The organism is Variovorax paradoxus EPS, assembly GCF_000184745.1.
GTDB classification, from domain to species: domain Bacteria; phylum Pseudomonadota; class Gammaproteobacteria; order Burkholderiales; family Burkholderiaceae_C; genus Variovorax; species Variovorax paradoxus_C.
Genome location: NC_014931.1, coordinates 5,394,706 through 5,414,431, shown reverse-complemented (window position 1 = coordinate 5,414,431; position 19,726 = coordinate 5,394,706). Strand labels below are relative to the sequence as shown.

Below are 19,726 nucleotides of genomic sequence, written 5' to 3'. Positions count from 1 at the left end.
CGCGCACCGCAGACACGAAAGGAAACGAGATGGCCATGATCATGATGCCGGACGGAAGGTCCCCCCGCGCAACCGTCCCCGCGCCCCAGCCTGCCGCCGCTCAACCGCAGCCGGCGCCCACCGGCGGTTCGGGCAACCAGAACGTGAACGGCGGCAGCAACAACAACAACGATGCCGCGGCCGCGCGCGCCGCCGAGCTCCGGCGGCAACTCGAGGCCCTGCTGGAAGCACTGCGCAAGGCGCAGGAGCAGGCGCGCATCGCGGCCGAGGCCGCCGCCCAGGCGCGGCGTGAAGCGGATGCGGCGCGGCAGCAGGCCGATGCGGCACGCCAGCAGGCCGAGCAGACGAAGGCGCCGGCAGACATCCAGGCCGCGAACGCGGCCGAGCGCAGGCAGCGCCAGCTCGAGGCGCATGCGCGTGAGCAGGAAGCCGACGCCGCGATGAAAGCGCGCGACGCCGAGCTCAAGGAAAAGCGCGTCCTGCAGACGCAGGAGCAGCTGCAAAGCCCGGACGGCACCTCCTCCGGCGCGACCGACCAGGCCGTGCGCGATGCCGAGAGCGGTCTGGCGGCCGCGCAGCGCGGGCACGACCGCGCAGTGGAGTTCGTCGGCGTCGAGGACAAGGAAGTCAAGGCGCTCGAAGCCGAGGAACACGCCGCCGAGGTGGCGCCACCCGTCGGCCTGCCGTCGCACGCGCTGGGACGCGAGGAATGGGCCGCGATCGACACCGCGCGCAACGAGGCCACGCGCCTTCGCGCAGAGGCCGACCAGGCCCGCTCCGACTACGACGGCAAGGCCGGCGGCGTGCAAGGCTTCGGCGGGCCCCAGATGCTCGCTTCCGAAGCGGACGTGAAGCGCATGAGCCCGCCGCGCGCGATGAAGGTGGCCGACGGCATCCAGGACCAGGACAAGTCGCTGTCGGCCACCCCGCTCGCTGGCTTGCTCAACGTCCCCGTGCCTACCGCACAGCCGCAGGGTGCCGCCGACGCCTCGGGCCAGCCGCCCACGCAGGCGCAGAACGTGGACGCCACGCTGCGCGGCATTGCAGGGGGCAAGAGCCTGAAGCAGATCGCCGAGTCGCGCAGCATCAGCGTGGACGAACTGGTCGGGGAGGCCGAGCGCTCGGGCGTGCATATCTCGCCCGAGGTCGCGCCCACCGCGGACAACGGCGACGTGCAATCGATCACGGTGAAGCAGCGCGATGCGGAAGCCACCTTCACGCACGACTACCAGCACGGCCGGGTGACCGTGACGGGCTCGTTCGTCGACCCCGCCGCCGAAGGCGGCCGCCGCCAGGTCCATGCCTGGGCCGAAGGCAGCGGCAAGACCAGCGCGAACACCGTGCGCGATCCCGCCACGGGGCAGGTCGTATCGACCATCGAGCAACCGCAGTCCAATTCGGTCAAGGTGACGGTCGAGGATGGCAACGGCCGCCTGCTGAGCGAGACGGTGACGCAGATGGGCCAGCCCGTCGTCCACGTGGTCAAGCCCGGGGAGAACGCGAGCGGCATCTTCGCGAGCAAAGGCACCATGAGCTGGCAGCAGTTCGTGGAAGTCAACGGCCTGAGCAATCCCGACCAGTTGCACGTGGGCCAGGAACTGACGGTCTCCAGCACCCGCACGAGCCGCACCGAATACCTGGCAGACGGCTCCAAGCTCCAGACCCGCACGGCCGAAGACGGCACGCGGCAGAGCGTCTACACCACGGCCAACGGACGCGAACTCACGCTGGAGGGCGAACTGACGGCGGGCGAGGCGCAGACCCAGGCCGCGCGCGGCGCGGTCTTCACCGACAGGCTCGGCATTCCCGAGACAGCCGCCCGCCTTGGCGTGAGCGAAGACGTGGTTCTGAAGGCGCTGGGCGCCGACAACGTGTTCGACGAGGCGCCCAGCGCCGCAAATGGCAACGTGCGCACCCGCACGATCTACGACCCGTCCAGCAACGCACTGGTCGTGGAGCGCTTCGATCCATCGAAGGGCCCCGAACCCGTGCGCGAATTCGTGGCCGGCGACCAGGCTTTCGAGGTGAACCACGATCCGCTCACGGGACAGGACGGGCCCGTCACGCTCTCCGGCGGCGTGGGCTACATGCAGCAGAAGGCCGATCAACGGGGGGTGACGGCGGGCGCGGCCTACGATGCGCGCCTGGCCGATGTGAACCAGGCCATCGACATCAACCGCAGGACGGGCGAGCCGGTCGCCGAACTGCAGCAGGAGCGCAAGCAGCTCATCGCGCTCAAGCAGGGGCTTTCCAACGGCGACCAGGGGCGCGCCACCCAGGTCGCGGCCTCGCAGCTGCAATACCAGTCCGATCGGCAGGCCGTCGAAATCTATGGATATGCGGTGCACGCGCCGCCGGGCAGCGAGCTGCACAGCCTGGCCAACGCGGCCTTGCCCGGGGCGCTGGCCAACGTGGACAACATGAGCCGCACGGTCCACGCCTCCGGGGCGAACGTGCGCGAGATGGAGGCCGACAGCAACGTGCTCGTCAAGCAGCAGGCGCTCACGCAGGCCGATGCCGCGCTCTACAGGGAGTTCATCCAGTGGAAGGAGACCACCTACCTTTACGGCGGCAAGAGCCCCGAGCAGATCGAAGCAGACCGCAAGCAGGGCATCGAGCCGTTCAAGCCGATCTATGCGAGCGTCGAGGAGGAATACAAGATCGCCTGGGAAGACTTCGAGCGCTGGCAGCGCGATGCCGACGAGGGCTCGCCGCCGCCCAATCTCTCGCAGTCCGCGCGCGACGCCTGGGCCGCCCGCAATACCGCGCGTGACGACCTGCTGCAGGCGCAGGGAGAGGCCGCGCACGCGCGCACGGAAAGCAATGCGGCCGACAAGTCGGTGAACGACGGTGCCATCGCGCGGGCGCAGGCCGACAAGGACGCCTGGATGGCGAAGAACCCGGACACCTTCCCGGGCCTCTACCCGGGACAGGGTGACCTCGAGGCGCTGCAGCGCGACAACGACCTGCTCGACATCGACACCCTCGATGCCCGGGCGCAGATCCAGTACGTCGACCATTTCATGTCGCTGCCCGGCGCGGCGCGCTACTACACCGAGGACAGCAAGGAGGCCGCCGAGAAGTACCAGAAGCAAACCGAGCAGTCGGGTATCGACCGGGGCCTGCAGATCAATCAGCTTGAGACGGCAGGCAGCGAGCGGCGCAACCGCGAGGCGAGCGCCTTCGTCGAGCGCTGGCGCGCCGAGCATCCGGCGCTCGCGGCGCAACTGGACGCCATCGGGCTGCACAACGGCCCGAACACCAGCGTGCGCGCCGCCGAGGCGCGCCAGAGCGGCCTGGACGAGCTGATGAAGCTGCCCGAGCTGCAGGCCCTCAAGCCGGCGCTGGACGCGCAGGAAAAAGCCAAGGTCGAGGCCAAGGACATCGCCCAGAAGCTGGTGGACGATATCGACGCGGACCTGAAGAAGGCCGACGCCGGGATCGAGAAGCACAGCGCGCTGCGCGACTTCTGGTCGTGGACGTGGTTCGGCGACGAGGATGCGACGAAGGAGCGCGACTTCATCGGCAGCCAGCGAAACGACGCCCAGGACCTCAAGAACGACCTTGCGAGCGGCGACATCACGCTGAACAGCTTCTACGACCGGCAGGAACAGATCTCGCGCGGCTACGGCCGCCAGGCGCTCGGCTACCGTCGCGCGACCGAGTCCGACGACCAGCTCTGGGACACGGTGGACACCTCGGTGAAGACGACCGCGGGCATCCTGGCGGGTGTCGTGGTCGGCGTGGTCACGAAGAACCCCTGGCTGGCGGTCGCCGCCGCCAAGGGCGTGATGAGCACCATCGACACCGTCAATGACGGCTGGGCCTTCATGAACGGCCGCAACGTCGCGGCCGACGGCAACGTCTCGTTCGCCGGCTGGAGCGCGAAGCTGGTGACCGGCAAGGCGCAGTGGAGCGACCTGGGCACCTACGCCAAGAGCGAGGTCGACAACTGGCTGCGCAGCGGCGCGAGCGTCGGCGGCGTGGTGGCGGGCGCGCGCACCGCCGTCAGCCTGGGCGCGCGCTGGGGCACATCGACCTTGACCCGGCGCGCGGCGATCGGCGCCGTGGTGGGCGAGACCGGGGCCGCGGTGGAAGGCTTCGGCAACTTCGGCGCCGACGTGGTCGAGGTCGCCTTCGACGGCCAGTGGGGCACGGAGCAGGGCACCAAGCGAATCCAGGATTCGATGCTCGGCACCATGGTCGGGCTGGCAGTGGCGCCTGTCTCGGGCGCGATCTCGGGTGGGCTGCCGCTGCCGAAGAGCATGCCCGTTGTCGGCGCGGCGATGCAGTTCGCCAACGAAGGGGCCTCGGGCATCGTGGAGGCCAACGCCAGCTCGCTCGCGACCGAAGGGCGCTGGGCCAACAAGGGCGAATACATCGGCGCGCTGATCGAGAGCGTGGGCGGCACGGCCGGCGACCTCATCACCCACCCGCTGGCGAACAAGCAGCACCAGCAGGCCATGGCAGGGCTGTCGAACCCGGGTGCGGGCGCGGGCGGCCTGCCGCGGGTCCAGCCCTTGGTGGTGCCGCCGGCTGGCGGCACGGCCAAGGGCGCACCGGGAACCCCGGGCACGCCGGGAACGGCGGGCGGACACACGCCGCCCACGACGGGCGCGAGCGCGAGGGGCGGCAGCAGCGGCGGCACGGGTACGGGCGCCGGCGCGGGCAAGCCCTCGATGCCGGCGCTGCCGCCCGGGGTGAAGGTCAACGTGTCCACGGGTTCCGGCGGGGCGCCGGGGCCGCTCGCGGCCAATGCGATTCCCAACCTGTTCCATCCCGCGCTGGCCGCGCTGAAGGCGGCCGCGCAGAACAACGGCACGCAGCCCGGGACGGGCAAGAGCAGCAACGCATCGGCTGCCTTCGATACGGCGCCCGCGAACCGCCGCCGCGCGCCGAGGGGCGCGCGCAGGCGCCCGCATGGCGCCTCGATCGGCCAGCGCCCGCTGCCGAAAGCGACGGCGACGCCCGGCAGCTGGGACTTGGTGCACGGCAAGATCAATCCGCTGGCGCGCGGCCTCAACCCGCAAGGCCTGAAGGACGCCTGCGTGCCGATCGCGCTCGCGCTGGGCCGGCGCCTGCAGTCCACGACCGGCGAGCACGGCATGCTGCCGTTCTCGACGCTGGACACGGTCCGCGAATCCAAGGCCACCACCTTGGGCGAGGTGCACGCGCTGCACGGCGCGGTCGAGCACGTCGCGTTCTCGAGCGCGGAGAATGCGCAGCGCTTCCTGCAGGGCGGCAAGCAGAACGCGCAAGGCTACATCGTCATGCTGGGCGAGGATGGCGAGCACATCGCGCACATGCTGAACTTCCAGACCCGCGGCGGCCGCCTGCAGATCATCGACGGCGTGGCGGGGCGCAACGTGAAGTCGCTCGCCGGTGGCCGGGTGGAGGTGATCGTCACCCACCGCGACGGCCGGCTCACGGCCGAGCAGCCGTTGCTGCTGAAACAGCCGGTGCTGCTGCGCGACTACGGCCGCCACGCGCAGGACGTGGCGAGGGGCAAGTTCCTGCCTGACGGATGGTTCAAGGGGCTGGTGGGCAAGGACGACGGCGCGCGCGCCGGCGATGCCGGCCAGCCGATGGATCCCGAGGCGTTCGTGCACCGCGCCGCGCGCGCGGCGGGCGAGGCGCGTGCGCTTCCGGTCGATCGGCGCGCGCAGCTCGCCCAGCAGCTGGACGCCGAACAACTGGCCCTGCTGGACCTGAAGGAACAGCTCGACCTGCCGGCGACCCGGCGCGTCGCGCCTGGCGACGATGCCCACAGGCTGGACCTCGCGGCGCTGGAATCGCACGCGTTCCTGTCCGAGCTGGCCGGACTGCTGGTCCAACTGCGCCAGCAGCGGTCGGAGGTGGTGGAGCGCATCGGAAAGGATCACCGGCCCGTCTTTCGGGGCCACCCGGACGGCGAGGAATTCTTCCAGGCGCGCAACCGGCAACTGGATCGCCGCCTGCTCGATGCCCAGGGTGCGCTGCTGCGCGGGCTGCAGGGTCTGATCGACAACGCCCACCTCGAGGCGCGGCATCTGGACGACCTGAAGGGCCTGACGGACGTGCTGCGCCGCATCGGCAACGAGCGCATGGACGACCGCGACGCGAGCGCGATGCTTCGCGGCGAACTGGGCGATGGCGAACAGGTGCAGGCGTGCCTCGAGAGCACCGCGCAGGATCCTGCCCTCTGGGCGGCGATCGTGAAGGGCACGGCCGCACGGGTGGCCGCGCGGTCGCAGGAGCGCAAGGGCTTCGACGATGCCGAGTCCGGACGCATCGCGGATGCCGGGGATGCGGCGTTGCGAGGTGACACCCCGCCCGACGCGCTGGCCGGCTGGCTGCGCCGGGCGCTGGCCATGTCCGAGCTGGCGGCGCAGCAGGCGGGCGTGTCGCCCCGGGAGATGCCGGACATCGTGGCCGCCGCGATGCGGGCCTTCATCGGCGTGGATGCGCCCATGCGCGAGAAGCTCGGTCGCACGTTCGACAGCCACTGGCAGGCCGTCTGGGCGCTTGACGACGCGCTGCGCTCCGGCAAGGCGCAGGAAGGCGGGTTGGCGGGCGAGACGATGCTTTCCCAGGTGCCGCCCGAGGCGCCGGCCGAATTCGCCAGGCTGCTGGCCCTGTTCTCGCACCAGCGCGATGCGATGCGCGAGCGCAATGCAACCTCGCAGGACGACGCGCAGCGCGGCGACGATCCCTTCGAGGCCAAGCGCGTGGATCTCGACCTGGCGATCCTCACTGCGCAAAGGCGGCTGCTGGGCCGTTTCGCGGAACTGGGCTCGACCCTGGCGCCGCGCGGCGACGCGCCGCCGGACATTCCGACGCTGGCACGAAAGGAAGCGGGCATCCAGGAGGGCGCCGACAGGCTCATGGACGCGGCGCAGCAGCGGACGCGGTTCGACGCGGTGATGGAGTGGCGCGACGGCAACCCCGGCCTCGGCGATGAAATCGAGAGCTCGGCGCTGCAAAGCTTTCCCACGCACGCTCGCCAACCCGGGCGCAGCGACGCACCGCCGGTCAGCCTGCCGGACACCGCAGCGGCGGCTTCGGGCGAGATCGGCCTGCTGTCGCTCGATCAGGTCTGGGCCGCGCAGGAGCATGCCCTCGCGCACCTGGGTGCCTTGAGGCGCGTGGACGAGGCGATCTCGCAGGACGGCGAGGCCGCCGAGCGCGGGTCCGAAGAATTCCGCGGCGCGGGTCTCACGCCGAAGCTGCTCGCGCTGTTCGAGCGCATGCATGCGAGCGAGCAGGAGATGCGGTCGCTGCTTGCCGCCCAGCCGCTCGCGCCGCCCGGGCTTGAAGCGGTGCGCGCGGTGGTCGATGGGCAGCGCCGCCTGCTCATGGCCTTGAGCGAGCAGCTCGCGCAGCGCTCGTTCCAGCTCGGCAACGGCGGGCCCGGCCCCGATGCGGACGCCGCGCGGACCCGGCTGCAGGAGCGCGCGGAGTCGCTCGCGCGCCTCTCGCTGCCGGGGAGCGAAACCCCGCCATGGCACGTCGTGCACGGGGAGGGGATCGGCCAGCTCGCCGAAGGACTGGTCCACCCTGACGGGGTGGAGAACGCCTGCGTGCCCGCGGCCTTGGCCATTGGCGCGCGACTCGCCTCCGCCGCGGGCGAGGCGGACAGGTCCGTGGCCGTCGGCGGGGCCAGCACCCTCGGCCCGGTGCATGCCGCCCATGGCAAGGCACAGGTCGAGACCTTCGCGAATGCGCAGGCCGCGCGCGAGTTCCTGGACACCCTGGAGCCCGGCGCACAGGGCTACATCGCGCTGTCCGCGGGCAGCGGCCAGGCCCACGCGCACCTGCTGAACTTCGCGCGCACCGATCGCGGGCTGCGCGTCATCGATGCGCTCGCCGGCAAGGAGGTGCGATCGATGGAGGCGCCCGGCGCGACGGTCATCGTGACCCATCGCGACGGCCGGCCGGTCTCGGCGATCCCCTCGCTCGGGCGCCCGGTGCCGCTGAAGGATTACCAGGCCTATGCGAAGGACGTGGCCGAGGGCCGGCACCTGCCCGAAGGCTGGCCGCGCGATTCCGTGGGCGCCTGGCCGCACTGGCTGCAGCGCATGCTGGGCATCGATGCCGCATCGCGTGCCGCGGCCGCCGCCGGCGCCGGCGCCGGCGTGGCGGACCCGGCCGGCCGCATGCCCGAGGCGATCCGCAACGCCCAACCCGTGCTGCCGCTGTCGCCCGAGGGCGCGGGCCTCTACTACAACGCCGAGCACGACGTCACCTACCTCTGGGAAGGCGAAGGCCGCGATCCGCAGCCCTTCGACGCGGCGCTGTCGCCGAACAGGGTCGGCCAGGGCGCGTACATGAACGTGCACGGGCTCGGGAACGACTGGGTGATCGCCATCGCCCGCGACGACCCCGATCGCAGCGTCGACGCGTTCACCTACGGTCCCACCACGATCAACGAGCGCTTCGAGGCCCTGGAGGCGGTGCGCGCGGTGTTCGAGAAGACCGAGCCGGGGGCGGGAGAGCGCTACGTGCTCTCCCAGCATGGCCCGCTGGTGCTAGCCGACGGGCGCATGGCGGTGATCTATCCCCGGATGCGCGGCGCCTCGCGCGGCGGCGCCGGCTCGAGCTTCCTCACGCACGACATCGCGCGGACCCGCGCCGACGTGGCGGCGATCTACCAGGTGCTGCGGCGCTCGGGAATGACCATCTTCGACCTGCAGATGCTGGTCGACAGGAACGGCCACGCGGTCGTGAGCGACCCGCTGGGGATGCGCGAGCGCAAGCTGGGCGAGCCCCTGAGCGTGCGCGACATCGCCGCGGTCTGGAACAGCTACGACACCCTGGAGCGCCCCGCCGGTCCCAGGGAACGCATGCGGCTGTTGGACATGGCCGATGCCGCATTCGCGGCGAAGTGGCATGCGCAGTCGCCCGAGCCGCAGTACGAACCGAACCAGCAGTTGCTGGCGGCGCAGGAACGGGAGATCGCCGGCCTGCTCGGCGCGCTGGACGGCGCCCCGCTGGCCGAGCCGTCGGCGACGACCGCCACGGCGGCCGATGCGCACAAGCCCTCGCACGTGCTCGCCGAAGTGATGCGGCAGATGCGCGACTGGCGCCAGCCCGTGGCCGAGCGCCTGGCCGGCACCGCCGAGCCGATCGATGCGCGGCTGCAAGCCGAGGGCAAGGCGCTGGATCGGGTGCTGCTGCAGACGCAACTTGCGCTGGTGCAGTCCCTGCAGGGGCTCAGGTCGTTCCCCCGTTCGCCCAACGAATGGATTCCGCGCTTGCCCGAAGGCAAGACGACGCCCAGCGATCGCGCGTCCATACCGGGCTTCGACGTCGCCGTGGCGGTGCAGGCGCGGCGCGAGTTCGACGCGCAGGTCGCCGCTTCGGCCGCGAAGGAGCGGGGCGACTCCGCCTCCGATGTCGCGTGGCTGGAGGCCCGCGTGGTCGGCGAGGCCGTGAAGCTCACCGGGCTGATGGACTACCGTACCAGACAGGAAAAGTCGAACGAGCGCAAGGCCCAATGGGGCAAGTCCGCCGTCCTGGCGCCGGGCATGATCGAGCGCCTGCAGGCCCTCCTGGACGACATGGACCGCCCGACGGACCGCGTCGCGGACGCGCAAACGCCGGTGCTGGGCCGGCACCTCGAGCGGCCACCGGTCGCCCCCGAGATCACCTACGGCGAGCCCGATCCGCGGGCCAAAGGGCTGAACCCGCGCAACGTCGACGACGCCTGCGTGCCCAGCGCGCTGGCCATGAACCAGCGCTTGGCCAACCCCGAGGGGCCGCACGCCATGTCGGTGCTCGTGGGCGGCATCCGGACGCTCGGCGAGATCCAGGCCTTCCACGGCGAGGTGGCTTATGAACGCTACACGAACAGCGACGACGCCCTGCGCTCGATCGCCGCGAGCGACCAGGCGTTGAACGGCTACCTGCTGCTGGTCGACCGCACGGGCGACAAGGTCTCGCACATGATCAACGTCGTCTCGAAGGACGGCGACGTGCGCATGACCGATGCATCCATGAGACGTGAGGTGATCGCCTTCGAGGCCGGCGAAGTGCATGTGATCGTCACCCACGTGGACGGCAAGCCGCTGCAGTCGTCCCGCCCGCAGTTGCTGCTGCAGCCCGTGCCGCTGGACAGCTATCCGAGGTACGCGGCGGACGTCGCAGCCGGCGGTCAATTGCCTTTCTTCTGGCACAAGGGCCAGGTCGGCCGCGTGCCGCAGGGCGCCGCCGCGCCGCAGCGGCCGGCGGCGATCGCTCAGGCGGCGACCGTGCTGGTGCTGGACGACGCCGGTGCCGGCGTCTACGAGGCGACGGACGGCCAGCACTATTTCTGGGACGGCGTTCGCGGCGACGCGGCGGTCTTCGACAAGGCCTTCGGTGCGCCGACGGACGGCCGCGCGCACCAGATGCGCGCGCTGGGCGAGCACTGGCTGGTGATGGTGCCGCCGGTGCCGCGCGTCCCGCCGATGTTCCAGGCAAGCAAGATGATGGAAACGGCGCGGCAGCGCGAGAAGCTGAACCGTGAACTGCACGGCATCTTCGAGCACATCCAGGCCGGGCTGGGCGACCGGCTGGTGCAGCAGGTGTTCGGCACGATCGCGCTGCCGAACGACCGGGCCGGCGTCGTGGTGCGGCGCCCTGATTCGCGGCCGACGGCGCAATCCGCGGACGCGGCAACGGCGCAGCCGGTGCGCGACCTGGAGGAGATCGCGCGCATCCTCGACGGCGAGCTCCTTGCCTACGAGAACTTCGCTCTCACGGTGGAGGCCGACGGGCGCGTACAGATCGGTGAACTCACCGCGCGCCGGCCGCTGGGCGACGGCGAGTCGTTCACCGGCACACCGGCCTACCAGAATGCGATGGTGCAGGCCCGGGCCTTCGAGGCCGAGCGGCAGGCACAACTGGCGCGCGAGCGGGAGGCTGCGCTTGCGGCCGATCCGTCCCGGCTCGCCGCGATGATGCACACCGCCGGCCTTGCCCTGCATCTGGAACGCCAGGCGCCGCAGCGCGCCGCCAACGCCCGTGCGCTGACCGATGCAGCCGAGGCGCTGGAGCAGGTGATCGGGGCGGTTGGCGGCTCCAGGGCCGAGATTCCTAAACTGCCCGAGCTGCGCGCGCAACGCGCAGAGGTCGACCCCCGCGTGGCCGATGCGGAAAGCTTCGAGCACACCAACTTCGTCGACCCTGATTTCGATGGTCGCTTGCGCCAGGGCCACGAGAGCCAGTTCGCCAAGGCTGGCGCCATCTATTTCGACGGGCCGCAGACCCGGGCGCCTTCGATGCCGGCGGGCGCCCAGCCGGGCGAGACCGCCCCGGCACCGACCAGTCCTGCGGTGGCGAAGGCACTGGTGCCGCTGCGCGCGCAGATCGACGCCATCGCCCAGCGCGCGGAAGCCGCGCGGCAGGCCGGGGAAGCGCTGGCCCGCGAAACGCCCGAACGGCTGCTGGAGCGGCAGCGCGACCTCGCGCTCGCCCAGGCGATGCGCACCCAGTTGGGCGGACTGATGAACCTGCACAGTGAGCCCGCGCCACCCCAGACGCGGCTGCTCGGCGCACCCCCGGCGCACATGAGCGCGATGGTGGACAGGAACGATGCGGCGGCCCGCGATCTCGCGCTGCGCATGCAGGAGAAGGTGCAGACGGCGGCCGCGCGCGCGCTCGCCGAAGCGCAGGCCAACCAGCGCCCCGAAGAGAGCATCGCGCCGCTGCAGGAGGCCCACTATCGGGCCCTGGGGCTGCTGGACAGGTTGGGGCGGCAGCGCGGCAAACCGGTCAGCCCGCAGGAGGTCCAGGCCCTGCAACCGCCCTCGGCGCAAGCCCACCCGGGCCCGGCCGGGCATTGGCCCGAGCGCGGCATCAAGCTGTATCCACAGGAGCTCACGGGCGGCGATCGGCGCTTCATGGCGGTGAACGCCAGGCATTCGCTGACCGCCTGCGTGAACGTGGCCGTGACCATCGACCGCCTGCGCAGCGCCTCCGACGAGACCGCCATGAGCGCCGTGCCTTCCGAGGCGAAGACGCTGCAGGACGTGCGCGCCATCTACGGCGATCCGCCGATCCGCAAGTTCGGCAGCGCCGCGGCAGCTCGTGCGCACCTCGCGGGCCTGCCCGGCGAGGCCACCGGCTTCGTCGCGATGAACGATCCTGACGGCTCGCGCATCGCGCACATGTTCAATTACGAGCGTCGCGGCGAGGCGGTCGTGATGATCGACGGCATCTCGGGCCGCTACGTGCAGGACTTCGAGGCCGGCGAGGTCTACGTGATCGAGACGCACGCCGGCGGCGACGCCGCGCGGGTGGACCGCACGCGCAGCTCGGAGGATGAGCTGCGCCGGCAGCAGGCACTGGCCGATGAACGGCTGCCCGCGCACTGGCCCCAGGGCCGCTTCGCCGGGACCGCGCCCGCCGCGGCCACACCGTCCCACGGCCGCACGCGGCCCGCGCCACCGGATTCGTTCGGCCCTTCGCGCAGTTGGGAGGCGCTGGCCGGCGCCATCGAGTCGGCGCTCGCGCAGGACCCCAAGACGCAGCAGATCGGCGCCATCTCGCCAGACATGGAGCTTTCGGAGGCCGACACCGCCACGCAGCGCGCGATCGCGCAGGACGCTCCCCACGGATGGGAGAAGCGCTACGTGGTGGAAACGCGCAACGCCAGCCAGGTGCTGTTCGGACCCGATGGCCTGCGCGGCAAGAAGTCGAACGTGCACGAGACCCTGGAGCAGGCGGTGAAGGCGGCCGCAAAGCGGCCCGACGGCGCATCCGTGCACGTCGTGATGGCCCCGGTGGCCGCCAATGGCCAGCCGCCCGTGGCCTGGCACAAGGCCTCGAGCGACATGGTGCTCGCCACGCACGTGGTGCTCTCAGGCGGCACGCTGCTGCCGGTGGCCATCGCCAACCCGGATGCGCAGGCCTGGCCGCATGTGGACCTGCGGCCCGCGGGCAGGGGCCACATCTACAACGCGGTGCTGACGATGCCGGTGGGCCGTCCGGCCGAGTACATCTTCAAGCAGGGCGGCATCGAGGAGGGCGCAGAGGCGGCGCAAGCCGCGCTCGATCGCGCCGTGGAAGCCGGGCGCGTGCCCAGCGTGGTGATCGCGGCCGGTTATGCGAACCTCCAGCGGCGGCCGGAGACCAGCGGTCCCGGCGGAGCGGTGGCGTCCGGCTATGCCGCGCGGCTGTACATGCAGCAGAAGCACGGCGTGGACCTGAAGGTCCGCTACGTGGTGGACCGGACCTACAAGCGCGTGATGGAAGCGGCGCTGCAATCGCTGGGCGAGCGGCCCGGCATCGACTACGAGATCGTGGTGTTCAACAAGCGCCTTCCCTGGGGCAGGCGGCGAGAGGCGCGCTCGCAGGCGTTCGTGAACAAGTTCGAGCCGGACCTGCTGATGGGATACGACGTGCCCGGGCGCACGGTGAACGGCGACTACCGCGACAGCAGCGGCAAGAACGTGAGCGAGGCCGTCTCGGGCATCGACCAGATTTTCATCGACGCCTACAAGCGCCCGAACACCACGTCCATCGTGGGCCTGGACATCGGCAACGAAGTCGGCGGCGGCAACCCCGAGGTGCATCCGCGCGTGCAGCCGGCGCCCGACGGCACGCTCATCGCCTCGATCGTGCGCGCCGACGTGGCGATGACCGGCGGGCGTACCAACTGGGTGGGCTATGCCTTCGCCACCGAGATGCTGCGCCGCGCGGGCGCGCTGAACGCGGTGCCGACCGAGAAGGCCATCTCGAAGATGGTCATCGACATGATGCGCGCCCGCGCGGTCGACAGCGTGACCCTCAGTGACCAGCCGTACAAGCTCGACGGGCGCGGCCGCAGTGCCGGCGTCGGCGGCATGTCGCCGACAGTGGAAGGCGCGGTCGCCGCCATGCTGAGGGTGAGCGCGCAGGCGGCGCCCGGCAAGTTCGAGCCCGACCTGCGCGGCGTGCGGCTGCGCCTGGGCGTGTTCGACTCCGGAAACGGCGGCATCCTCGCTGCCGCCGAGATCAAGCGCGGCGTCGAGGAGCGCACGGGTGCCCGGGTCGATCTGGTGATCATCGGCGACCACGGTGCCGGCACCTACGGCGAGCTGGGTCGCGTCGGCGGCGTGACGGCGATCGCCGACCGCACCAACGGCGGCCTGCAGGTCGGCGACGCGCTGGGCATCCATCTGATGGTGATGGGCTGCAACACGGCCTGCACCTCGGGCCTGGACCAGTACGCGCGCGGCATCGGCGTCCCGGTGGTCGACCTGATCCTGAGCACGCGGGAGTTCCACAAGGGCCTGGTCGACGCGGGGGAGCGCGTGGTCGCCTTCTCGACCGAACCCACGGCGACCTTGCCGCTGCCGGGCACCAACCTGATCGGCGTCTACCGCGACAACGAGGTGCTGCCTGTGGGCGGCACCGACGCGGGCTTCGACCTGGCCGGCATCGTGAACGTGTTCCTGGCCGACCCGATGAATCCGGCGCTGCAGCAGCGCATGCAGGACGCCGCCGACCACTACGCCGACAAGATCCTGGCGGCCAAGCCGGACGTCACTACCGTCTCGTGGTGCTGCACGCACTATCCCGAGCTCGAGCGCTTCTTCGCCAAGTCGCTCGCCCAGCGCGGCCGCTCGGACGTGAAGATGGTCAATCCCATGGCCTACCAGACGCTGCAGGCCATCGAGATGGCCAAGACGCTGCCGCCGGGCATGGGCGGCGGGCCCGGCAAGGTGGTGGTGGTGACCTCCGCCGTCGAGGACAAGCAGACCGCGATCGCCGCCGGCGTGGACCCGGCCAAGGCGACCGTCGACCAGAACGACGTGCTGCAGGCGGCGCGGATCGCGTTGCAACGCGAGGACATCACGCTGATGGCGGTGCCGCCGGCCGAGTTCAACGCCAATGCTGCGCTCGACAAGGCGCTGGAGGTGCTGGACAACGAGAGCGCGGGCGACCCGATCGACGCCCTGCAGGCTTACGACCCCTCGGGGCGCAGCCACCCGATCCACGTGCCGGGCGGTGCTTACCGGGCCGCGGAGAGCCTGGCGAAGGCGGACAAGCCGCTGGTCGTCGTCGGCACCCCGGTGCGGACCGCGAACGGGCTGGCCCCCGACTCGGACAGCACCAAGGGCGCGGCCACGATTGCGAGCGCGCTGGCCAAGCTGGGCAAGGAGACGACCTGCGTCACCATGCCTTCCAACGTGAAGCCGCTGGAGGCGGCGCTCAAGGCGCTCGGGCGCGATGACGTCAAGGTCGTCGGCTTCGGCCTGCGTGCCGGGCCGCAAGCGCGCGCCGAGACGTTGCGCATGCTGCAGGACATGGGCACCGATGCCCTGATGGGAGTGCAGGTGCCGGGCCGCGACGCCGAGGGCGACTGCTGGAACTCGGCCGGCGAGCGCATCACCGACGACGTGGCGGCCCTCTACCAGTTCTTCTACGCCGCGCGCGAACTCAACGCCGCGGGCGGGCCGCAGATCGAGGTGATGGCGGTCGTGCGCGACGGCCCCGACGCCGGCACCGGCAGCGTGGACAAGCGCGTGCGCCGCGCTCCCAACGGGCAGCGGATCGCATCGGAGATCACGGCGCAGGTGGTCACGGCCGGCGTGGGAAGCTGGGGCGCCGATGCGGTGGTGGCGGCGCTCGAGGCCTCGACCGGCAACCACAACCTGCTGCCGACCTCGGACGAGGTGCCGCTGGTGATCCGCGCGATCACCGCCAACGGCGGCGTCGACAGCCAGTCGCGCAGCGCCATCGACGATGCCGCGGGGTACGGTCCCGAGGTGCACGTGGGCATGAACGAGCTGTTCCGCCAGGCGGCGCGCGAGGTCGAGGCCGACCGCGCGGCAGCCACGGCCGCGGCGGCTGCCGCTGCGGCGCTGGCGAAGGCGGCGGCCAGCAGCGCCAAGGGCGGGAAAAGGAAGAAGGGCGCGAAAGCAAAGGCGGCCGAGGCGGCCACGGTGCAGACCGCGCCCAAGGCCGCCCCGCCGCCGCTGAGCGCCGCCTTCCGCGGCGACGAATGGCCCGACATCTGGAAACGGCTGCAGAACGGCGGCTTCGGCAACGACAACGTCTACATCTACCGCGTGACGGGCGAGCCCGACCTCTACGCCGACCCGACGCAGGCGGTCGACCTGCAGATGGCCCAGATCGACGGCTGGGGCCGCGTGGCCGCGGGCACGAACACCGTGCGCTGGTATGGCCACACAGTCCCGGGGGAGGGCGTGCGCGGCCTGGCGCCGCACCGCGAGATGGGTCGCAAGCTGGGCCTGGAGCCCAAGGCGCCGAAGGAGACGAGCTACCACACCAAGGATCTGCAGACCGGCGCCACCGACACCTCGGCGACCCGCCCGGGCCGGGACGAGCGCCACAATCCCGATCTGCTGATCCGCAAGGTCCGCACCCGTCCGCCGCGCGAGGCCTCGCCGCAGTCCACGGGCGACTGGTTCGTCGTCTCCAACCAGCCGCCGCGCAAGGTCGATGTCGCCAACGGCCTGCAAGGCGTGCCGCGCGGGGACGACCAGTTCACGCTGCCCAGCGTGGAGAAGAAGCCCAAGCTGCCGGGCGGTTGGGGCACGCGCAAGTCGATCAAGGCGCAGACCGCGCTCGCGCTGGTGGCCATGCTCGGCATGGGCGTGACCCATGCGATCAACCCGGACCAGTTCAGGGACGCGGCCCCGACCGGCATCGTGAGCCTGCCCGCGAACCCGCTGGAGGAACAGCGCTCGGCCGACTGGACGCCCGGCTTCTCCGCCGAGCCGCTGGCGCTGTCGCAGGCGACGCGCTTCCTGCTCTCGGATGCGAACGAGCTGCAGCGACAACTCGATGCCGCGCGTGCGCGGCCCGCGCCGGACCCGGCCGCGCTGCAGAAGCTGCAGGGCGATGTGGACCGGCGCTGGTCCGATTTCTCGCAGGGCGTGGTGCTCGTGCTCCAGGAGAACGCCAAGACCGGCGCCAACCCGCTGCAGACGGCCAACCGCCTGCGCGCGGAACTGATCGCGGGCGGCAGCTTCAGCCTGCAGGGCAACACGGCGATCCGCCTGGCGGTGCGCGATTCAGGCCTGCTCAAGGGCACCATGGGGGAAGTGCAGGCGGAGTTCGCCTACGCGCGCCTCGTCGCGACGCATCCGGCCTTCGTCAACGAGCAGGCAGCGCGCCAGCAGGCCGTGCGCCAGCCGGCGACCTTCGTGCTCACATCGCTGATCGACATCGGGCCGAAGGACCTGGGCTACGACCGCCGGGTGACGGACAACGCCTTCCTGCAGGCACGCATCGACGCCGAGGAGGTGGTGTCGCACCGGCTGGCCGATGGCGACGTCAAGGGTGCCGCCGCCGAGATGGCGCGGCAGCTCGACGCGAGCGATCCGGCTTCCCGCGCGACGGTGGCCGCGCCGCTGGTGCGCCTGTTCGACGCCGAGCGCACCGAGGCCTTGGCGCAGTTGTCGGACCTGCCGCTGTCGGCGATGGGCGACTACCTCGCCCAGTACCGCGAGGCGCCCCCCGAGGTGGCGCAGCCGCTGGCCGAGGCGGTGCACCTGCTGCTGTCCGGGCGTGCGCGCGAGGTCAAGACCATGTCCGACCTGGAGCCGCTCCTGGTGGGCCTGTCGGCGCTGGTCGATGCGGCGGACGGCATGGCCGCGCAGCCCGTATGGGCCGAGCGCTTCGCCGTGCGGCTGCTGGACGACCGGATCGGGGAGGGCACGCGGTTGGGCTCCAACCTGCCGCATGCCGTGAAGAAGGCGGTGGAGCTCAGCGGCGGCAAGCTGCCGGTTGCGCTGGCCAACGCGCTGCTCGACCGGGGCGACGGAGACCGCCGCGAGCAGGTGGTCGGCGCCATCGACGAGGGGCTGCAGGCCCAGAACAGCCGCTTCACCGAATCGCTGGAGAACGTGCGCGGCAAGGGGCACAACTCGGTCGGGTCTTCGATCAGCTTCTATCTCGCCAACTTCAGCGCGCAGACCCCCGCTGACCGCGAGGCCGGCCGCAGGCACTATCGCGCCTCCAACCCCGAGGTGGCCGCGCAGTTGGATCGCGCCGACGAGGTGGTCACGCAGTGGGCGAAGTCGCTCGACGACCTGGACCGCGACCTGGTGCGCATGCGCGCCGGCGCGCAGCCCACCGAGGCGGAGAACGCGCTCAACCAGACGCGCGAGGCGGTGTACGAGGCCGACGACCTCAAGCTCGCCAAGCAGTCCAGCCCGCAGTTGCGCGAGCGGCTGCTCGCCGACCTGAAGTTCGAGGTTCCCGACCCGCGCACCTCGATCGAGTACCTGCTGAACCCGACCATGTTCGTCGCGCGCCACATCTCGGGGTCGCTGCGCATGAGCTGGACCATGCTGGCGGACGCGCAGTTCAACAGCATGGCGGCCGACCCGCTCAGGTATGCGAAGCAATGGGACGCCTTCAAGGGCAAGACCGAGCGCCTGGCCACCACGCTCAAGCTCACGCCCACGGAGGTGCGCGAAGGCACCGCGGTGGTGGATGAGTTCCTGGACAAGGTCAAGAAGCTGGATCCGGCCCTCTCCGATGCGGCGCGCGTGGATGCACTGGCCCGTCTGGGCGGCGAGCTCGACTCGAAGCTGCAAGGCCTGCTGAAGATCGGCGCGAAGGGGATCAACAACGCCACCGGCGCCCACACGGCGTTCGGGCAGGTGCTGCGCTGGGCCGCCAACGCGGGCTTCCTCACACACAACCTGTCGACGAACATCACGAACTTCCGGCCCCTGGCTGGCGACGTGGCGGACTATGCGCGCTGGTATCACCGCATCTACGAGGGCACGCAGGCCTTCTTCATCGCCAAGCCCTACACCACCTGGCAGGCGACCGGCTCGCGCGCGGGCAACCGCATCGCATTCGGCGGCGTGCCGGACGTCGAGGGCACCACGCCCTGGCGCGTGTGGTTCGCGGCCGGCACGGCGGGCGTGGGCGTGGCCGACCTCGCGCTCTTCATCGGGCAGGCCCAGGACGTGCCGGCGATGATCTCGGTGCTGAACTTCGGCATGGGCATCTCCGGCGTCGCCGACGGCGGCATCGGGCTCGTCAACCTCACGGGCGCGGCGCTGGCGCGCGCGGGGGCGGTGGAGCTGGCGGCGATCCTCGCCATTCCGGCCGAGGCCGCCACGGTGGCCGGGCTGGGGGTGGCGCTGTTCACGGCGCTCAAGCAGTTCTACAACGTGCGCCATCACTACGACGTCGTCGATGCCCGCGAGATCCAGCGCGACCCGGCGCTGGCCAAGGCGGTGAAGGACATGGGCTTCTCGCAAGAGCAGGCCACGGCGCTGCTGAACACCACGCACGAGGGCGTCTCGCCGATGCAGCTGTGGAACGAGTTCATGAAGTCCAAGGGCAAGACGGTGCCGCAGGGGCTGGAGATCCTCCAGTTCCGCCTCGCGATGCCCGGGCGCGGCGGCATCCCGGCGCAAGACTGGATCGCCACCACGCACCGGCTGATCGACAACAGGATGGACGACGACGACGGCAGCTTCCCTGCGAGCGATCCCGATGCCGCCGAGGCTGGCATGCAGGTGAGCGTGCAGCACAGCGTGCCCGACGGGGCTTACTACACGCTGGAGCCCGCCACGCCGCAGAGCCTTCAGGGCCTGGCGAACTATGCCGAGCGCCAGTGGGGTCTGACGGTGAACTGACGCGGATTCACGACGTTCCTGCGACGGCATCGGGTTGGCGCGCAGCCGCTCGCAAATGCCCCCGGCGCCGCGTTCCGGCAGGAACGCGGCGCTCTTTTTTGGGGGGCGTGACCATGCATTTGCGTTATGGCCAATGCCTCAATTGCGATAAC

1 protein-coding gene is annotated in these 19,726 nt (G+C 71.2%); it reads left to right on the top strand.

Annotation, left to right across the window (positions count from 1 at the left end):
* Nucleotides 1-29 precede the first annotated feature (29 nt).
* Nucleotides 30-19,574, top strand: a complete 19,545-nt coding sequence (locus tag VARPA_RS24805; protein WP_013543337.1) for a glutamate cyclase domain-containing protein — start codon at nt 30-32, stop codon at nt 19,572-19,574.
* The last annotated feature ends 152 nt before the right edge of the window (nt 19,575-19,726 follow it).